This window comes from Nonomuraea sp. NPDC004186, from assembly GCF_053603495.1.
This window is the reverse complement of record NZ_JBSGFQ010000141.1, coordinates 14,225-30,103: the sequence shown is the minus strand read 5'-3', so window position 1 is coordinate 30,103 and position 15,879 is coordinate 14,225. Positions and strand designations below refer to the sequence as shown.

Sequence of the window (15,879 nt, the reverse complement as noted above, 5' to 3'; positions counted from 1 at the left end):
GTCAAAGACGCCGGCCCTGATCACCCCGGGCCGTCAGGCCCTCGACTCCGCACTCCACCAACTCGACCAGGCCACCGAGCAGCTCGGACTCGACGCCCCGCCGCTGGAGGAGTGGGGCCCCGACCAGGAGTGGCGGCGCGCGGCGACGGTGGTGCCCGCCCGGGAGGTCTACGTCCACGACTGGTGCGACCCTGTCCGGTTCGACCAGTGGTTGTACGACCGCTACTCGACCTACCGCTACGGCATGTCCGAACGGCTGCGCATCTGGATCGACGCCGCCGCCGACTGGGCCGCCCAGGCGGAGGTGCCGCTCGTGCTCGGCGAGGGCTGGATCGGGTACACCCCTCTCCACGGGACCTTCGAGGAAGGTCCGGTCGGCCGCGCGATCTGCCTGGAGGCCGTCGCCCACGCGGCCAGGGTCGGCGCGTGGGGCACGGTGGTGTGCTCCAACGCCGCGCCCCATCACCCGATGTGGCAGGACCGCGCCCTCCAGGAAGAGGTCAACGCACTGTTCACGGGAGCCGCACGATGATCCGTTTCGCAGGGAAGGTCGCCCTGGTCACCGCCGCCGCGGCGGGGATCGGCGCGGCGACCGCCCGGCTGCTGGCCCAGCGGGGCGCCTCCGTCGTCGTCATGGACGTGGCCGACGACGCGGGGGCCGAGCTCGCCGCCGAGATCGGCGGCCACTACCTGCACGGCGACGTCGCCTCCGCGACCGCCTGGGCCGCCGCCCGCGACCTCGTCGCCGACCGGTACGGCCGCCTGGACGTCCTGCACGTCAACGGCCCCGGCCGGGTCGTGCCGTCGGCCCCCGTCCACGAGCTGCCCGAGGACGACTGGGACCGGCAGATCGCGGTCTCGCTCAAGGCCGCCTACCTGGCCGCCCACGTGTTCTGCCCCCTCCTGGCCGAGAACCGGGGCGCGATCGTCATCACCTCCTCCGTACACGCTCAGACCGGCATCCCCGGCTGCGGCCCCTACGCCGCGGCCAAGGGCGGCCTGCAGTCACTGGCCGGCCAGCTCGCCGTCGAGTACGCCCCCGACGTGCGGGTCAACGTCGTCGTCCCCGGGCCGATCATGACCGCGGCCTGGGACGGCATCGGCGAGCAGGGCCGGGCCGCGACGATCACCGAGACCCCCGCGGGCCGGTTCGGCCGCCCCGAAGAGGTGGCCGCCGCGGTCGCCTTCCTCGCCTCGGCCGAGGCCTCCTTCATCACCGGCGCCTGCCTCAAGGTCGACGGCGGCTGGAGCATCTCCACCACCTCCTCCTAGAACGGACCCCCATGAAGATCGTGTCCATGGACACCTTCCTCGTCCCGCCCCGCTGGTTGTTCCTGCGCGTCCGTACCGACGAAGGCATCACGGGCTGGGGCGAGCCGGTCGTCGAGGGCCGCGCCGAGACCGTCCGGGCCGCCGTCGCGGAGCTGAGCGAATATCTCGTCGGTGAGGACCCCCTGCGCATCGAGGACCACTGGCAGGTCCTGACCAAGGGCGGCTTCTACCGGGGCGGCCCGGTGCTGTCCAGCGCGGTCGCCGGCATCGACCAGGCCCTCTGGGACATCGCCGGCAAGGCCGCCGGGCTGCCCGTCCACGCCCTGCTCGGCGGCCCGGTCCGCGACCGGGTCCGCATGTACGCGTGGATCGGCGGCGACCGCCCCGCCGACGTCGCCGCCGAGGCCCGAGCGCAGATCGAGGCGGGCTTCACCGCCGTCAAGATGAACGGCTCAGCCGCGCTGACCCCCATCGACACCCCGGCCCGCATCCGCGAGATCGTCGAACGGGTGACGGTGGTCCGCGAGGCCGTCGGCGAGGAGAACGACGTCGTCATCGACTTCCACGGGCGCATGTCGACGGCGATGGCCCGGCGGGTGCTGCCGCTCATCGAGCCGCTCCTCCCGCTGTTCGTCGAGGAGGCGGTGCTGCCCGAGCACACCCCCAACCTGGCCGCCCTGGCCCGGTCGACCTCGATCCCGCTGGCCACCGGCGAGCGCCTCTACTCCCGCTGGGACTTCCGCGAGGTGCTGCGCGACGGCATCGCGGTGGCCCAGCCGGACGTCAGCCACGCCGGCGGCATCTCGGAGGTGCGCCGCATCGCCGCCATGGCCGAGGCGTACGACGTCACGATGGCCCCGCACTGCCCGCTCGGCCCGATCGCGCTGGCGGCGAGCCTGCAACTGGCGTTCGCGATCCCGAACTTCCTGATCCAGGAGCAGAGCGTGGGCATCCACTACAACCAGGGCAACGACGTGCTCGACTACCTGGTCGACCGCACCCCGTTGCGGTTCGCCGGAGGTTTCGCCGAACGCACCGCCGTACCGGGCCTGGGCATCGAGGTCGACGCGGCGGCCGTGGAGCGCGCGGCCGAGCGCGGGCACCGCTGGCGCAACCCGGTCTGGCGGCACCCGGACGGTTCCTTCGCCGAATGGTGATCAGGCGGGCAGGGTCGCCGCGACCGCGCTGAGGGCCGTGCGGGCGTCGGGGAGCGGTTCGCCATGACCGACGCAGGCCAGCCGCGCGTCGATCTCCGCGAGCCTGCGGAAGGAACGGAGCAGCTCTGAGCGGTCCAGATTGAACACGCCGGGCATGACCTGTCCGTTGACGTGCGCGACCGTGTCCCCGGTGAAGAGCACCCCAGAGCGCGGCAGGTGAACCGCGATGCTGCCGTCGGTGTGGCCGGGAGTGTGGATCACCCGTGCGCCACCGCCGAAATCGATCGTGTCGCCGTCCTCCAGCTCGCGATCCACGCGGCACGCGGGCGCGGCGGGCAGCAGATGGGCCCCGAGGTCGCGGTGCAGGACGCGCTCCTCGTCGGTGAAGCGGGGCGGAGGAGCGGGCTTGTCACCGCGGATGATCGGCGCCTCCAGCCGGTGGGCCAGCACGGTGACGTCTCCCCACCCGCTGATCTCGGCGGCCCCGCCGCAGTGGTCCTCGTGGAAATGGGTGAGCACGACCTGCTTGACGTCGCTCCTGCGGTGGCCCAGTTGCTCGATCGCGGCCGCGATGTCCGTGCCGGAGGTGGCGACACCGGTGTCGACCAGCGTGAGCGCGCCCGCGTCGTTCCAAAGGTACGCCTGGCCGAATTCCAGCAGGATCAGGTGCAACTCCGGACGGATTTCCACGATCTTCATCTCGTGCCCCCTTCGGTGGAGAGACCAGCAAACTCGCAGGCGGCCGGTGGTGTCCAACAGCTCTCTGCGGCCGATTGACAACCAACGGTTTTCAATCCACCCTCGAGGCGTGGAGGCGGACATCGAGGGCCTGCGCGCGTTCGTGGTCACCGCGGAGGAGCTGCACTTCGGCCGGGCCGGCGCGCTGCTGTTCATCAGCCAGCAGGCGCTGTCGAAGCGGATTCGCCGATTGGAAGAGGCGCTGACGGTGCCGCTGTTCGAGCGGACGACTCGTGCTGTGGAGCTGACCGAGGCGGGGGAGCGGCTGCTGCCCCGCGCACGTGAGGCGGTCTCCGCGTTCGATCGGGCGATCCAGGCGGTCCGCCCGGGCAACGAGCCTTTGCGGGTGGACGTGTACGACGAGCGGTTCACGCCGCTGCGGATGGTACGTCAGGCGAGCGAGCGCGACTCTCGCGTACGGATCGAGCTGAGCATGCGGCAGGGGTTGTCCGTGGCGTTGCCGGCCCTGCGGCGGCTGGAGCTCGACGCCGCGTTCGGGCGCGTGCACGACACGCCGGCACCCTGGCCCGCCGAGCTGGCGTACCGGCTCGTGCGTCTGGAGCCGCTGCACGCGTTCGTGCCCGAGGACCACCGCCTGGCCGCCAGGGACGTGCTGCGGCCGGCTGACCTGCGCGAGGCGGGCATCGCGATGCCCGACCCGGCGGGCGCGGCGGAATGGCGCGGTTATCTCGTGCGGCTGGCCGACCGGTTCGGCGTGCCGTTGCGCTTCAACGCCCCGGCCATCGGGCAGCGGCATCTCGTGGAGCAGTTCCTGGTGGAGAAGAGCGCGGTGGGGCTGGGCGAGATGAGCATCGACCCGGCAGGGAGCGGCCTGCGCCGCATCCCGATCGTCGAGCCGACGCCGCTGATGCCCTGGTCGGTCGTCTGGCACCGGCGTAATCCCCGGCCGCTGCTGCGGGCGCTCCTGCGGCAGTTGCGACCGCTTCCCGCCCCGTCCGACCCTGAGGTGTGGGTGCCCGAGATCGACCTGACCCCTTTGGATCTCTCCGGCTGAGGCGATTCGAGTGCCCGGCCCGTCGTCAGGTGTAGGTGTTCACGTGGTTGCGGATGGCGGTCCTGGCGCGCTCGTAGGCGTTCGGGTCGTCGTGCAGCAAGGAGACGGCGTTGGCGTTCTCCATGAAAGCGATCAGCTCGAACGCGAGCTGGTCGGCGTCCGTGTCGTCGGCGAGCTCGCCGAGCTGGCGGGCATCGTCGACGGTACGCGTCACGAAGCGGATCCAGTCGAGGCCGGCCGCGGCGACGGCATCCCGCACCCGGCCCGGGCGGGCGTCGAACTCCGCGGTGACGGCGAAGAAGAAGCAGCCGCCGGGGAAGACCCGCCGCTGCGAGTAGCTCAACCAGCTCTCGCACAGCCGCCGCACCCTGCCCAGGCCCGGCGGCACGGTCAGCGCGGGCTGGACGACCTCGTCGACGTACACCCTCATCGCGGTGCGGATCGTGGCGAGCTGTAGCTCCTCCTTGGAACCGAAGTAACCGAACAGGCCGCTCTTGCTCACGCCGAGCTCCGTGGCCAGCCGGCCGATCGACAGCCCCTCCAGCCCGTCCTGCGAGGCGATGTCCGCCGCCCGGCGCAGGATCACGTTGCGGGCCCGCTCGTCCCGCGGCCGTCCCGCCATCTTCACCCCTTCTGCGTACGAACGTTCGGCCCAGGATAGCGGCTTGACGTCGTCTTCGGTATGTTCCTATTCTCGGCACGAACGTTCGTACAAAGAAAGGACTGGAGCAGCGGCATGCTGAGATCCCGATGGACTCCCGGACCGGCGGCCGGCGCCGCCGGCTCGGTGCTGGTCAGCGTCACCGACTTCCGGATCAGCCGGCTGATCGACCTGCCCGGCGTCTACCACGCCGGGCTCACCCTGCGCCGCGCGTGGCCCGACCTGCCCGGCGCGGTCGGCATGTGGCTGTGGACGGAGCCGCTGGAGGGCAGGTGCGGCTCGGTGTCGATCTGGCAGGATGAGCAGGCCCTGCGCAAGTTCGTCGCCTGGCCGGACCACGTCGCCATCGTGCGGCGCTACCGCGGCCGGGGAAAGCTCAGGTCCACCGCATGGACGACCACGCAACCCGACCCTGGCGTCTGGGCCCGGGCCCGCTCGTACCTGTCCGGCGACCGTGACTAGCCACACAACACAAAGAAGGACATATGCCACCCGAGACCGGCGAACACGAAGTGCTGCGCGTCATAGCCGACCGGGTCCGTAGCGGCAGCCGTCCCGGCGCCCGCCAGGACGGCCACCGGGTGGCCCTGGCCATCGAGGGCGGCGGCATGCGCGGCACGGTCTCCGCCGGCATGGCCCTGGCCCTGCACGAGGCCGGAGCGGCGCACGCCTTCGACGCGGTCTATGGGGCATCGGCCGGGGCCATCACCGGGGCCTGGCTGCTGAGCGGAACCCCCGAGAACCTGACCGGTTGGGCCGAGCCCGTCTACGCGCGAGCGATGATCCGCCCGTCCAACCTCCTGCGCGGCCGTCCGATGGTCGACGTGCGGAACCTGGTCGAATACCTGTACTGCGAAGTGACCCGGATGGACTTCGACGCGGTCCTGACCAACCCCATCGAGTACCACCCGCTGGCCACCGACGTACAGACCGGGCAATCCACCGATCTGCGCCCGCACCTGACCGGTCCCGTCGAGCTGCGGCTGGCCCTGCGGGCCAGTGCGGCACTCCCGTTCCTCGCCGGGCCGCCGGTCGAGCTGGCCGGGCGGCTCTTCTACGACGCGGGACTCGCCGAGTCCATCCCGTACCGCACCGCCCTGGCGCAGGGCGCCAGCCACGTCCTCGTGCTGCGGTCCCGTCCCGCGCCTTCGGCCGCGACCGGAACACCGGCCGCGCGACCGTCCTACGGGACGCGCCTGATCGCCGCGACCGTTCTGCGGAGCTATCCGGAGGCACTGCACCGGAGTTTCTTCGCGCGCGACCACCGCTTGCTGCACGACGACACGCTGCTCGCCCGGTACGACCGGCCCGAACCCCCGACGACCCGTCTACCCGCCGACGGTCAGGCCGCAGCCGATCCCGCGGTGCTGTCCGTGCGGCCCGCACCTGACTCCCCGGCCATCGGCCGCCTCACCCGCGACGGCAAGCCCCTCAAAGCCGCGCTCGAAGCCGGCCGCGCAGCCGTCAACCTGCTGCTGCAACCGCTCGGCCGGCCGACCGCCGCACCATAGACGCGACCCCGCCCTGCGGTCGGATGTCACCGATGTCCCTCCGGGGCGTCGCGCGGCTCCGCGTAGGGCTCCCGTTCGGGCGGCCGGCCGGACGCGATGGCGCGGCCGCGGGCGAGTTCGGCGTCGAATTCCACACCGAGCAGGACGGCCACGTTGGTGATCCACAACCAGATCAGGAAGACGACGACGCCGGCCAGCGCCGCGTAGGTCTTGCTGTAGGAGCCGAAGTTGGTGACGTAGAAGCCGAAGGCGGCGGAGGCGGCGATCCACACCGCGACCGCCAGGATGCTGCCCGGCGTGATCCAGCGGAATCCGGGCTGTACGACGTTGGGGGCGGCCCAGTACAGCAGCGCCAGCACCAGCGTCACGATGACCACCAGGGCCGGCCACTTGGCGACGCTCCACACGGTCAGCGCGCCCTGGCCGATCCCGATCAGCCGGCCCACCTGGCCGGCGAGCTCTCCGGTGAACGTCACCACGACCGCCCCGACGGCCATCAGGATCACCAGGACGGTGGTGATGGCGAGGCGCAGGGGGAGGATCTTCCAGATCGGCCGGCCTTCCGGCATTTCGTACATCACATTGGCGGCACGCATGAACGCCCCCACATAGCCGGACGCCGACCATAAGGCGACGGCGACACCGATGACCGTGGCGATGCTCGCGGCCCGCGGGCTGCTCTGCAGGGCCTGGAGCACGTGGTCGATGATCTCCCGCGCGGGGCCGGGCGCCATGGCCGCCAGGTTGTCGGCGAGCGGCCCGGTCGCCGACCGGCCGAACACGCCCAGCAGGGAAACCGCCGCGAGCAGCGCGGGGAAGATGGACAGGACCGCGTAGTAGGTGAGGGCGGCGGCCCAGTCGGTGAGCTGGTCGTCCCGGAACTCCCTGGCCGTGCGCTTGAGGATCCCCCACCACGAGCGCTTGCTCAGCTCGGCCGGGCTTTCCGGCGCCGCCCGCCGTACCGCTGCATCGTGGCCTTTCATCGGACTGCCTTCCCCGGGCTGCGCATCATGAGACCGCGTTTCGCTACCCCGCCCTTCCGGAGCTATTCACCATCGGGCCGCATGCCCACGTGACCTTCGGGTAGCGGGCGCCCCATGAGGATTTTGCCGTGAGATGGCTCAAGGAGAACTCGCTGGCGCTGGCGTTCCTGATCCTCTTCGTGCTCGCGATCGCCGGACAGGCCGTGGCGGGGATGCTGGACTACAACGACCAGGAGCTGGCCCAGGGTGGCGAGCCGGTCTCGATCCTGCAGTACGTGACCTCCTCGACGTTCGCGGTCGATGTGGCGGAGAACTGGCAGTCGGAGTATCTGCAGTTCTTCCTGTTCATCGTGCTCACCGTCTGGCTGGTGCAGAAGGGGTCGCCCGAGTCGAAGAAGGTGGATCAGGCAGGGCCGGAATCGGATGAGGAGCAGCAGGTCGGGCGGTATGCCCACGACCGCTCCCCGGCCTGGGCCAGGACCGGAGGATTGCGACTGGAGCTGTTCGGCAACTCGCTGGCGCTGGTCATGGGGGCGATCTTCGCGTTGTCGTGGCTGGCGCAGTCGGTTGCGGGACTGGCCGCCTACAACAGCGAGCGGCTGGCCGACCTGCGTGATCCCGTTGGGTGGGGAGCGTACGTCACCTCGCCGGAGTTCTGGAGCCGGAGCCTGCAGAACTGGCAGTCGGAGCTCCTGGCCGTGCTGTCGATGGTGGTGCTGTCGATCTATCTACGGCAGCGGGGCTCGCCCGAGTCCAAGCCGGTCGGGACGTCCCACGCGGCCACGGGCGTCGAGAACTGACGGCCGTTGCTTCGGCGGTCAGTCCACCGGCGCCGCGGACAGCAGCGGGAAGCCGCTCAGGATCTGCCGTTGGTGCATCACCTACCGGGGGGAGAACTCCGCGATCGTCAAGGCGACGACGTCGGCAGCGCTGTCGATGTCGGCGACGAGCCAGCTGGTTGGCCGCCAGGACGTCGCGCCGGTGGTTGAGGATGAGAGCCGGTGAGACGTCGTTGAGGACCTCCAGCATGCGGTGGGCCTCCGGCCGTACCCGCTGCGGAGGTTCGGGACGGCGGCGGGCCGAGCGCCCCGGCACCCGCAGAGGGCCACACCCCCCTCGGGCCGCAGGCGGGCCCGGCGGGAGCGGAGGAAATTCCCCAGCTCAGCGTTCGGATCCACGCCTCCAGTATCTCTGCGTGACAGGCTGACGACCGCAACTAGGGTGGCCCACCTGGACCCATGGGATCGACGGGGTGGGGCGGACGATGGGGATCTCGTGCCCGTGATCCGTCCAGCGCATATACAACAGTGCCTATGAAGGAAGACGATGACCTCCAGGCGCAGGGAGAGGATCTTTCGGCTGTCGTCACGGCGGTGCTGACCGGGTCACGGCTGTTGGTGGCGGTCGCGGTGAGGTCATTGGGGGCGGTCGGGGACAGGGTCACGTTGCCGCAGTTCAGGATGCTGGTGGTGCTGGCCGGCCATGGTGAGACCAAGCTGGTCACGATGGCGGAGCTGCTGGGCGTCAACTCCTCCACGGCGATGCGGATGGCCGATCGGCTGGTGGCCGCCGGGTTGATCGTACGGGAGGTCAATCCGCACAACCGGCGCGAGAGCCTGATGCGGCTGACGGACGAGGGACGCCGCATCGTGGACGAGGTGACCGCGCGCCGCAGGGAGGAGATCGGCGCGATCGTGGCGCGGATGTCGGCCAGGCAGCGCCGGGCGCTCATCTCGGCCATGAACGCCTTCAACGAGGCGGGCGGCGAGCCACCCCTGAACGTGCCGAACCCGCTGGGCTGGTCCGCTGTCTGAATCGCTCACGCGGCGCTGAGCCGCCGACCAATGCCGGCACTTCGCGGCGGCCGGAAGCCGTGCGGGCTCCGTCCCCGGTCGTCAGATGGACGGGGTGGGGAAGCTCTCGGGTGTGGTCAGGCCGGTGCTCTCCAGGAGGCGCTGGTGGTTGAGCACCGCGGCGTTGGCCTGTTCGGAGAAGCGCCGGACCAGGGTGTTCTGCGTGGTGCCGCGTACCGTGCCGATCAGGGTGAAGATCTGTCCGTGCGCCAGGCGCAGCCATTTGACGTACGTCTTGTCATAGGCGGATCCGGACCTGCCGGAAATATCTGTCATCCAGTCCTGCTGCTGAGGCGTGGGCTTCACCGGCAGCTTGACCTTCAGCTTGGCGGCCACGTCGCGAACCTGCCCGTCGAGCATGTCGTGCTGAGCCGCGATCTCCTTGCTGACCTGGCGGACGCGGGCGCTGTTGGCGCGCTGTATCGCGTCCTGGGCCATGGGCATCTCCCACAGGCTGGCGAGCCGGACCTTCTTGATGAGCTCCTGGTCGGCCTCGGACAGCGGTCCCCACTTGGTCTGCCGGGTGCGGGCCTCCGGCTCGTCCTCCACGGGTTGGACGGTGGGTGCGTCGGTCGGTCCGGTCTCGACGGCGGTCGGCTCGGTGCTGAGGCCGGCGGTCGGCTCGGTGCTCAGGCCGGCGGTGTCAGAGACGGGCGTCGGCGTGTAGCCGGCGCAGGCGGTCAGAGTGCAGAGGGCGGCAATGCCGCAACTGATGAGAGCGCGACGGCTGTCGAGGAGTCGCATACGCCGTCATCCCCTTCCGGTCCCTTGGACGCGGCCTTCGTGAGTGGTGCCGGTCACTGAGGGATACGCGGGAGGGTGCGTGAGTGTTCATGGCATTGTGCAAGATTTGCATTGGGCAAGACTGCCGGGGTCAGCCGTTGTCCGAGGCGGCCTTCACCGGTGCCATCCGTGACCGGCGTCCACCGCGAGCTCCTCCGGGCCGAGAGGAGCACGCGGGGCGGCGTCCACCCGATCGCGGTGCGGACCCGCCGTGTGGGCTCAGGCCGTGGGGCGGCCCAGGCCGCGCAACTGGTCGGCGGTCAGCGCGGAGACGTTCTGGTCGACAGGGACCTCGGAGTACTGGTGGATGGCCCAGGACTTCCAGTCGGCGGGCGGGGTGATGGCCCCCTTGGCCTTGCTGTAGTGGGCGACCCACAGCGGGTACTCGGACAGGCCCTTGCCGTACTTGTTGGCGAAGTTCCAGCCGCTGTAGAACATCGGGGTGATCCCCGTCTTGTCCTTCACGTACGACAGCCACGTCTTGGCCCAGGCGTTGACCTCGGCGACGGATCTGCCGTTCGCGGTCTCCAGGTCAAGGACCAGCAGGTCGCCGGCCTTGGCGGGCTGCGAGTTCACCACGGACAGGAAGTGCTCGGCCTCCGCGATGGGATTGTTGCGGGGATGGCCATAGTGGTACGCCCCGCGCACGATGCCCTTCTTGCCCAGCTCGCGCCAGTGCCTGGCGAATGAGGCGTCGCGGAAGGACGTGCCTTCTGTGGCTTTGATGATGCCGAACTTGGCCGGGCTGGCATTCCAGTCGTACAGAGGCTCGTAATTGGAGATGTCCAGGCCGTAGATGAGGGGTCCGGCTCCATGACGAGTCGCCTGCACCGGGCTCTGCTCGGTGGGCGATGCGAATGCGAAGGTGGTGATGGCGGCGGTTGCGGCGAGGATCGCGACGGCGACGGCGAAGCTGAGGTATTTGGTGAGGAGATCGCGGTGATTCTTGAGGATGTAGGCGATTGTGGCAAGCCGGGGCTTGGACATGAGGCATTGACTCCTTGCTTCCATACCGCCTACCGGGTTAGCTGACGGGTTCGGGCCTGGAAGTGCCCTACCTGGCGCAGCCTGGGCTGGCGTCCGATTCACCCCAAGAACGTGGGTCCCCGGTTCCGCGAGGCGCGGATTCGGCGGCCGGACGCTGTCCCCGAAGGGCTTCTTCGGGCAGCGCGCGGTCCGGTCAACGAAGCGGCAACGATGCGGCGAAAGAGCGCCACATCCGTGCCGCAACTAGGCAAAAGATAGACATATATCCATAGATGGTGCAAGTAGTGCAAATCCGATTCGCGGGTGTCGGCGACCGGGCGGCACTGAAATGCCGTGCCTGTAGGGATTCTGGTGCTTGGCAAAGAATCGGGGGAGTCGCTTCCGGGCCTTTATGATCTCGGCACGGGTGGGGCAGGCCATTCATGCGTTGCCATTGTGACCAAACGCCGTTCTACGGGTAATCGTGACTCCAGCCATCGTTTGACGTCCGCGGCGCCGTCGGGCACGCGGGAGCCGGGCAGGTGGGCGGGCTCCAACTCTCCGGGGGTCCGCACGTCGATCGGCCCCGGCGGGTCACGGGATCCTGGCGGGTCACCGGATCCCGGTGCGTCGCCGGATCGCGGCAGGCGTCCTGGTGTCGCCGGGGCCGAGGGTGGTCAAGAGGGGGCCTCGTCGGGGGTGGTGATGGGCAGGCCGGCGTCGGCGGCCCGGGAGTAGGCGTCGTCGATGTGGACCACCTGGCGGCCGCCGCGGGCCAGCAGGCTCGCGGCCGCCGCCGCCCGGTAGCCGGTGCCGCAGTGCACCCACACCGTTCCCTCCGGCACCTCGGCCAGGCGCTCCGGCAGCTCGGGCAGCGGGATGTGCACGGCGCCGGCCACGTGACCGGCCCGCCATTCGTTGCCCATCCGCACGTCCAGGACGGTCGGGCCGCCGACCGGTTCCCCCGCGCGGGAGATGGCCGGTTCGCTTGCACGGGCGGTGGCCCGTTCTCCCGCGCGGGCGGCGGCCAGGTCGGCGAAGGTCGCGGTGGTCAGCTCGGCGATCAGGCCCGGGTCGTGTCCGGCCCACTGTTCGACGGTGCCGGTCGAGGCGGCGGCCGGGCGGTCTATGCCGATGCGGGCCAGCTCGCGCTGGGCGGCGGCGACCTGTTCGGCCGACTCGCCGAGCAGCGTGAGGGGCGTGCCCCACGGGGCCAGCCAGCCCAGCCAGGTCGCCATCGGCCCGTCCAGGCCGAAGCTGAGCGTGCCGGCCAGGTGCCGGTCCGCGAACGCCTTGCGTGAGCGCAGATCCACCACCCATTCGCCAGCCCGCAGGCGAGCCAGCAGCTCAGCGCTGTCGGCCGGCCGCGCCGGGGTCAGGTCGATCGGCTCCGCTCCGGCGGCGTTGCGCGCGCCCATGTGGGCGTAATAGGCGGGGTAGGCGTCCAGGCCTTCCAGGATGTGGGTGACGAAGTCGTCGGCCTCCATCCGCAGCACCGGGTTGACGTCCTTCTCCCGGCCGATGGTCGAGGCGGACGCGCCGGACTGCGTGACCGCGCAGAAGCTGCCGAACCCGTGCGTCGGCCAGAGCCGCGCGCCGTCGGGCAGCAGGCCGGACAGCCGCCGCGCGGAGGCGTGCTGGTGGCGGGCCAGGGTGCGGGCATGCTCGGCGCCCAGCAGGTCGGTACGCCCGGTGCCGCCGAACAACAGCGATCCTCCGGTGAACACCCCCTCCGGCCCACCCGGACCGGCCAGCACGTAGGACAGGTGGTGGAAGGTGTGTCCCGGCGTGGTCACCGCCTCCAGCCACATCCGCTCGGAGACGGCGATCCGATCTCCGTCGTACACCGGCACGCGGTCGAAGCCGACTTCCTCGGCCCCGCCCACCAGGTACGCCGCCCCGCTCACCCGGGCCAGCGCCAGACCGCCGGAGACGTAGTCGTTGTGCAGATGGGTCTCCACCGCGTGGGTGATCCGCACCCCCAGGCGACCGGCCAGGGCGAGGACGCGGTCGATGTCGCGCTGCGGATCGACCACCACCGCGACGCGCCCGTCATGGGCCAGATAACTGCGGTCCCCCAGGGAAGAGGTCTCGATCACCTCGACCTGGATCGTCATCTCCTTGTCTCCTTTCGATCGTCAAATACCCCCGGGGGTATCAAGAGAACATATGGGTGCCCCGGCTCACCCGATCACACGGTCACGAAAGAGCGAGGAACAGCTTCTCCAGCCGCTCAACGCTGATCGGTGGCTCCTCGCCCTGCTCGCGCGCCACCTGGCACTGCTGCAACCCGGTCGAGATGATCTTGAATCCGGCCCGGTCCAACGCCTTCGACACCGCCGCCAGCTGCGTCAGCACCTTCTCGCAGTCCTCGGCGTTCTCGATCATCGCGATCACCCCGCCGAGCTGGCCGTGGGCCCGCTTCAGCCGCGTCAGCGCATCCCTCAGAACGGTCGCGTCCATCTCCACCCGGACCACCTCCGCGCCCAATATACCCCCCGGGGTAACTCGGCAAAGGGCCGCGGCGGTAGTCAGCGGCGCTGAGAGCCCTGGTCGACCTTGATCAGGGTTCCGGCCGGGGGCGGTGGCGTACCGGATGACGTGCTGGAGCCGCGCGCATCTCCGACGGGAGCAATGGAACGAGAACGTGGGCCGATCCGTGATCTCGGGACCTGACGTGCTCCTTCGGGCGGCGGCGAGGAGGTCTGGCGAACGATACGTCATGACGCGCGGGGGTCGTGGGCGGCGACAGGTTGAGGAACTCAGATCTCGGATCGGCGAAGGAGGCCGGTCCGTTTCAGTGAGCTCAGGATCGGGGTCACCTCCAGCCCGCGGACATCGTCAAGCGATCCGACAGTCTCGGTGAGGAAGGCGTACAGCCCGCCCAGATCGTCGGCCGCGACGGCCACCAGGAGGTTCGCCGCCCCGGTCGTGGCCGCGGTGAACCGCACCTGCGGATGCCGGCTCAACTCTTGCCCGGTCGCCTCCAGGCTGCCCGGACCGGTGGCGATCCACAGCAGCGCCTCGCTGCCGATGCCCAGTAGGCGTCCCACGAATGGACGGCGGCCGTGGCGGGCAGGTCCCGCAGCAGCAGCGAGGTCCGGGCCTGGGGCCCGTCGAGAAAGAGCACGCTGCTGATCTCGTCACCGCCGCCGAGAATGTCGACCCACACCGTGTCGGCACGCCGCGCCAGTCCCGCGGCGATCGCCTGAATGCGGCTGGGCCGGCACCGGATCCGCAACGCCATGGGGATGAGCCGAGGAAAGAGAGCGGGATTGCGGATCGCTGTGGGCCGCAGCGTGCCGTCGTGCAGGAGCGGTGTGCTCGCTCTTTTCCGCCGAACGACCGTAGAACGGAGGCGTATCACTCCGGCAAGGAAGGTGACATCAATGATCGTGAGGGAACGCCCCGTCGTGGACACCGAGTCGGGGAGCGTGCAGGGCACCGTCGAGGACGGCGTCGCCGCGTTCCGCGGCATCCCCTACGCGGCTTCCCCGCTGGGGGACCGGCGCTTCGCCGCCCCCGAGCAGCACCCCGACTGGTCGGGCCGGTGGGATGCCGCCTGCCCCGGCCCGTCCGTCCCCCAGGCCCCCTCCCGTCTCGAAGCGGTCATGGGACACCGCACCCCCGACTGGAACGAGGACGGCTCCCTCACCCTCAACGTGTGGACCCCCCGCCTGCCGGCCGGTGGACCCGCCCCGCACGCCCTCCCGGTCCTGGTGTGGTTCCACGGCGGCGGATTCACCAGCGGATCCGGTGGCTGGGACTGGTACGACGGCCGGAACCTGGCCGCCGCCGGCGACATCATCGTCGTCACCGCCAACTACCGCGTCGGCCCCCTCGGCTACCTCTACCTCCCGGAACTCGGCATCGAGAATCTCGGCGTGCAGGACCAGGCCGCCGTCCTCACCTGGGTGAAGCGCAACATCACCGCCTTCGGGGGAGATCCCGGCAACCTCACTGTCGGCGGCCAGTCCGCCGGCGCCTTCTCCGCCCTCTACCTCGCCCTCTCACCGGTCACCGGCCCGCCGATCAAGCGGGTCATCACCCAGAGCGGCCCCTGGGGGCTCCCCCCGCAAGACCCCGGAGAGGCGGCCGACCATGCCCGACGCTTCCTCAAGATCCTCAACCTGGAGCGGGGCCCGGATCACATCACCATCCTGCGCGCTGTCCCAGCCGAGCAGCTCCTCGCCGCCTACCGGCAGCTCGCCCAGGACATCTTCCGCCCGGGCAGCGTCGCTCCGCCGATGTACCCCGTCCTCGGCGCCTTCGGGATGCCCGAGGCGTGGGAACAGGCGCTGGCCTACGGACGCCTCGACGGCAAGCAGTTGCTGACGGGGACCACCAGGAACGAGATGGCGGCGTTCTTCGCGTTCGACCCGCGCATCCAGGCCGTCACCGCCGCCCAGGCGAGATCGATCGTGGCCGGCCAGATCGACGGCGGCGCCGAGCGGTTCGACCGCGCCGCCGCCCGGCTTCCGCACGCGACACCGAGCGACGTCTTCACCGAGGTCGAGACCGAGATCATTTTCCGCGACGGGGCCCTCGCCATCGCCGATCACCACGCTGCGGCCGGCAACCCCACCTACGTCTACCAGTTCGACTACGCCCCGGCTCAGGACCCCGCACACCTGGGCGCCGCGCACTGCGTGGAACTCCCCTTCTTCTTCGACACCATCGACCCCTACCCCGACAGTCCCATGCTCGGCGAGGCCACCGTCGCGGCCCGCTCGCTCGGCCACACGTTCTCTCACGCGGTAGCGGCCTTCATAGTCTCTGGCGGGCCCGCCGCAGAGCAGTGGCACCCGTACGAGGCCGCCAACCCTGCGACCATCCGGCACTTCGCCTGACATTCCGCCGCCTCCTGGTCCGCGCGCCTCGCAGCACAGCCGCTCCAACGGCCAATCTTTGTGAAAATGCGGGCCAGCTCCCGCGTGGGC

The 15,879-nt window shown here is 70.4% G+C and carries 17 protein-coding genes and 1 riboswitch; of the genes, 9 read left to right on the top strand and 8 right to left on the bottom strand.

Annotated features, from left to right (window positions below; genetic code table 11):
• From ACWEPL_RS56830 to dgoD, 3 genes are all read left to right on the top strand, one after another.
• The coding region (locus tag ACWEPL_RS56830) for a hypothetical protein (protein WP_452441560.1) at positions 1 to 532 on the top strand (532 nt) is incomplete at its 5' end.
• Positions 529 to 1,272: an SDR family NAD(P)-dependent oxidoreductase gene (locus tag ACWEPL_RS56825; RefSeq protein ID WP_452441559.1), complete on the top strand. Its 744-nt coding sequence runs from the start codon at positions 529 to 531 to the stop codon at positions 1,270 to 1,272. The genes ACWEPL_RS56830 and ACWEPL_RS56825, both read left to right, overlap by 4 nt.
• Before the next feature lie 11 nt (positions 1,273 to 1,283).
• Entirely contained in the window at positions 1,284 to 2,429 is a 1,146-nt protein-coding gene (gene dgoD, locus ACWEPL_RS56820) for a galactonate dehydratase (RefSeq protein WP_452441558.1), read from the top strand.
• On the opposite strand, the gene ACWEPL_RS56815 is transcribed toward dgoD, so the two are convergent.
• Entirely contained in the window at positions 2,430 to 3,128 is a 699-nt protein-coding gene (locus ACWEPL_RS56815; RefSeq protein ID WP_452441557.1) for an MBL fold metallo-hydrolase, read from the bottom strand.
• 109 nt (positions 3,129 to 3,237) lie between these two features.
• On the opposite strand from ACWEPL_RS56815, the gene ACWEPL_RS56810 reads away from it, so the two are divergent.
• Complete coding sequence (locus tag ACWEPL_RS56810; RefSeq protein ID WP_452441556.1) at positions 3,238 to 4,182, top strand: LysR family transcriptional regulator; 945 nt, start codon at positions 3,238 to 3,240, stop codon at positions 4,180 to 4,182.
• Between the two features lie 25 nt (positions 4,183 to 4,207).
• On the opposite strand, the gene ACWEPL_RS56805 is transcribed toward ACWEPL_RS56810, so the two are convergent.
• Positions 4,208 to 4,804, bottom strand: a complete 597-nt coding sequence (locus ACWEPL_RS56805; RefSeq protein WP_452441555.1) for a TetR/AcrR family transcriptional regulator — start codon at positions 4,802 to 4,804, stop codon at positions 4,208 to 4,210.
• A gap of 114 nt (positions 4,805 to 4,918) precedes the next feature.
• Between ACWEPL_RS56805 and ACWEPL_RS56800 the strand changes: the two genes are divergently transcribed.
• Both ACWEPL_RS56800 and ACWEPL_RS56795 read left to right on the top strand, forming a co-directional pair.
• Positions 4,919 to 5,305 (top strand): hypothetical protein, encoded by a 387-nt coding sequence (locus ACWEPL_RS56800; protein WP_363975186.1) that lies wholly within the window; start codon positions 4,919 to 4,921, stop codon positions 5,303 to 5,305.
• 23 nt (positions 5,306 to 5,328) lie between these two features.
• Entirely contained in the window at positions 5,329 to 6,354 is a 1,026-nt protein-coding gene (locus ACWEPL_RS56795; protein WP_452441554.1) for a patatin-like phospholipase family protein, read from the top strand.
• Between the two features lie 26 nt (positions 6,355 to 6,380).
• Here the strand turns inward: ACWEPL_RS56795 and ACWEPL_RS56790 are convergent, their stop codons facing one another.
• On the bottom strand, positions 6,381 to 7,337 hold the full coding sequence (locus tag ACWEPL_RS56790) for a YihY/virulence factor BrkB family protein (RefSeq protein WP_452441553.1): 957 nt from the start codon (positions 7,335 to 7,337) through the stop codon (positions 6,381 to 6,383).
• A gap of 128 nt (positions 7,338 to 7,465) precedes the next feature.
• Between ACWEPL_RS56790 and ACWEPL_RS56785 the strand changes: the two genes are divergently transcribed.
• A complete protein-coding gene (locus tag ACWEPL_RS56785) occupies positions 7,466 to 8,137 on the top strand; it encodes a DUF6766 family protein (RefSeq protein ID WP_363975195.1) in 672 nt (223 codons plus the stop codon).
• A gap of 513 nt (positions 8,138 to 8,650) precedes the next feature.
• Positions 8,651 to 9,151, top strand: a complete 501-nt coding sequence (locus tag ACWEPL_RS56780; RefSeq protein WP_355199847.1) for a MarR family winged helix-turn-helix transcriptional regulator — start codon at positions 8,651 to 8,653, stop codon at positions 9,149 to 9,151.
• A gap of 81 nt (positions 9,152 to 9,232) precedes the next feature.
• On the opposite strand, the gene ACWEPL_RS56775 is transcribed toward ACWEPL_RS56780, so the two are convergent.
• From ACWEPL_RS56775 to ACWEPL_RS56755, 5 genes are all read right to left on the bottom strand, one after another.
• Positions 9,233 to 9,934, bottom strand: a complete 702-nt coding sequence (locus ACWEPL_RS56775; RefSeq protein WP_363975202.1) for a DUF4142 domain-containing protein — start codon at positions 9,932 to 9,934, stop codon at positions 9,233 to 9,235.
• Positions 9,935 to 10,192: 258 nt separating this feature from the next.
• Entirely contained in the window at positions 10,193 to 10,960 is a 768-nt protein-coding gene (locus ACWEPL_RS56770; protein ID WP_452441552.1) for a glycoside hydrolase family 25 protein, read from the bottom strand.
• 11 nt (positions 10,961 to 10,971) lie between these two features.
• Positions 10,972 to 11,116: riboswitch (cyclic di-AMP (ydaO/yuaA leader) on the bottom strand.
• Positions 11,117 to 11,616: 500 nt separating this feature from the next.
• Positions 11,617 to 13,056, bottom strand: a complete 1,440-nt coding sequence (locus ACWEPL_RS56765; protein WP_452441551.1) for an MBL fold metallo-hydrolase — start codon at positions 13,054 to 13,056, stop codon at positions 11,617 to 11,619.
• Between the two features lie 82 nt (positions 13,057 to 13,138).
• Positions 13,139 to 13,402 carry a metal-sensitive transcriptional regulator gene (locus tag ACWEPL_RS56760; RefSeq protein ID WP_387835739.1) on the bottom strand — a complete coding sequence of 88 codons (264 nt, stop codon included), beginning with the start codon at positions 13,400 to 13,402 and terminating at the stop codon, positions 13,139 to 13,141.
• 299 nt (positions 13,403 to 13,701) lie between these two features.
• Positions 13,702 to 13,992: an Lrp/AsnC ligand binding domain-containing protein gene (locus ACWEPL_RS56755; RefSeq protein ID WP_452441550.1), complete on the bottom strand. Its 291-nt coding sequence runs from the start codon at positions 13,990 to 13,992 to the stop codon at positions 13,702 to 13,704.
• Between the two features lie 336 nt (positions 13,993 to 14,328).
• On the opposite strand from ACWEPL_RS56755, the gene ACWEPL_RS56750 reads away from it, so the two are divergent.
• The gene (locus tag ACWEPL_RS56750) at positions 14,329 to 15,789 is read left to right on the top strand and encodes a carboxylesterase/lipase family protein (protein WP_452441549.1); all 1,461 of its coding nucleotides are present in this window, start codon (positions 14,329 to 14,331) and stop codon (positions 15,787 to 15,789) included.
• Positions 15,790 to 15,879 lie beyond the last annotated feature (90 nt).

Coding starts and splice junctions, on each gene's coding strand:
- ACWEPL_RS56825 (WP_452441559.1), top strand. CDS start 529: ATGATCCGTTTCGCAGGGAAGGTCGCCCTGGTCACCGCCGCCGCGGCG.
- dgoD (WP_452441558.1), top strand. CDS start 1,284: ATGAAGATCGTGTCCATGGACACCTTCCTCGTCCCGCCCCGCTGGTTG.
- ACWEPL_RS56815 (WP_452441557.1), bottom strand. CDS start 3,128: ATGAAGATCGTGGAAATCCGTCCGGAGTTGCACCTGATCCTGCTGGAA.
- ACWEPL_RS56805 (WP_452441555.1), bottom strand. CDS start 4,804: ATGGCGGGACGGCCGCGGGACGAGCGGGCCCGCAACGTGATCCTGCGC.
- ACWEPL_RS56800 (WP_363975186.1), top strand. CDS start 4,919: ATGCTGAGATCCCGATGGACTCCCGGACCGGCGGCCGGCGCCGCCGGC.
- ACWEPL_RS56795 (WP_452441554.1), top strand. CDS start 5,329: ATGCCACCCGAGACCGGCGAACACGAAGTGCTGCGCGTCATAGCCGAC.
- ACWEPL_RS56790 (WP_452441553.1), bottom strand. CDS start 7,337: ATGAAAGGCCACGATGCAGCGGTACGGCGGGCGGCGCCGGAAAGCCCG.
- ACWEPL_RS56780 (WP_355199847.1), top strand. CDS start 8,651: ATGAAGGAAGACGATGACCTCCAGGCGCAGGGAGAGGATCTTTCGGCT.
- ACWEPL_RS56775 (WP_363975202.1), bottom strand. CDS start 9,934: ATGCGACTCCTCGACAGCCGTCGCGCTCTCATCAGTTGCGGCATTGCC.
- ACWEPL_RS56770 (WP_452441552.1), bottom strand. CDS start 10,960: ATGTCCAAGCCCCGGCTTGCCACAATCGCCTACATCCTCAAGAATCAC.
- ACWEPL_RS56765 (WP_452441551.1), bottom strand. CDS start 13,056: ATGACGATCCAGGTCGAGGTGATCGAGACCTCTTCCCTGGGGGACCGC.
- ACWEPL_RS56760 (WP_387835739.1), bottom strand. CDS start 13,402: ATGGACGCGACCGTTCTGAGGGATGCGCTGACGCGGCTGAAGCGGGCC.
- ACWEPL_RS56750 (WP_452441549.1), top strand. CDS start 14,329: ATGATCGTGAGGGAACGCCCCGTCGTGGACACCGAGTCGGGGAGCGTG.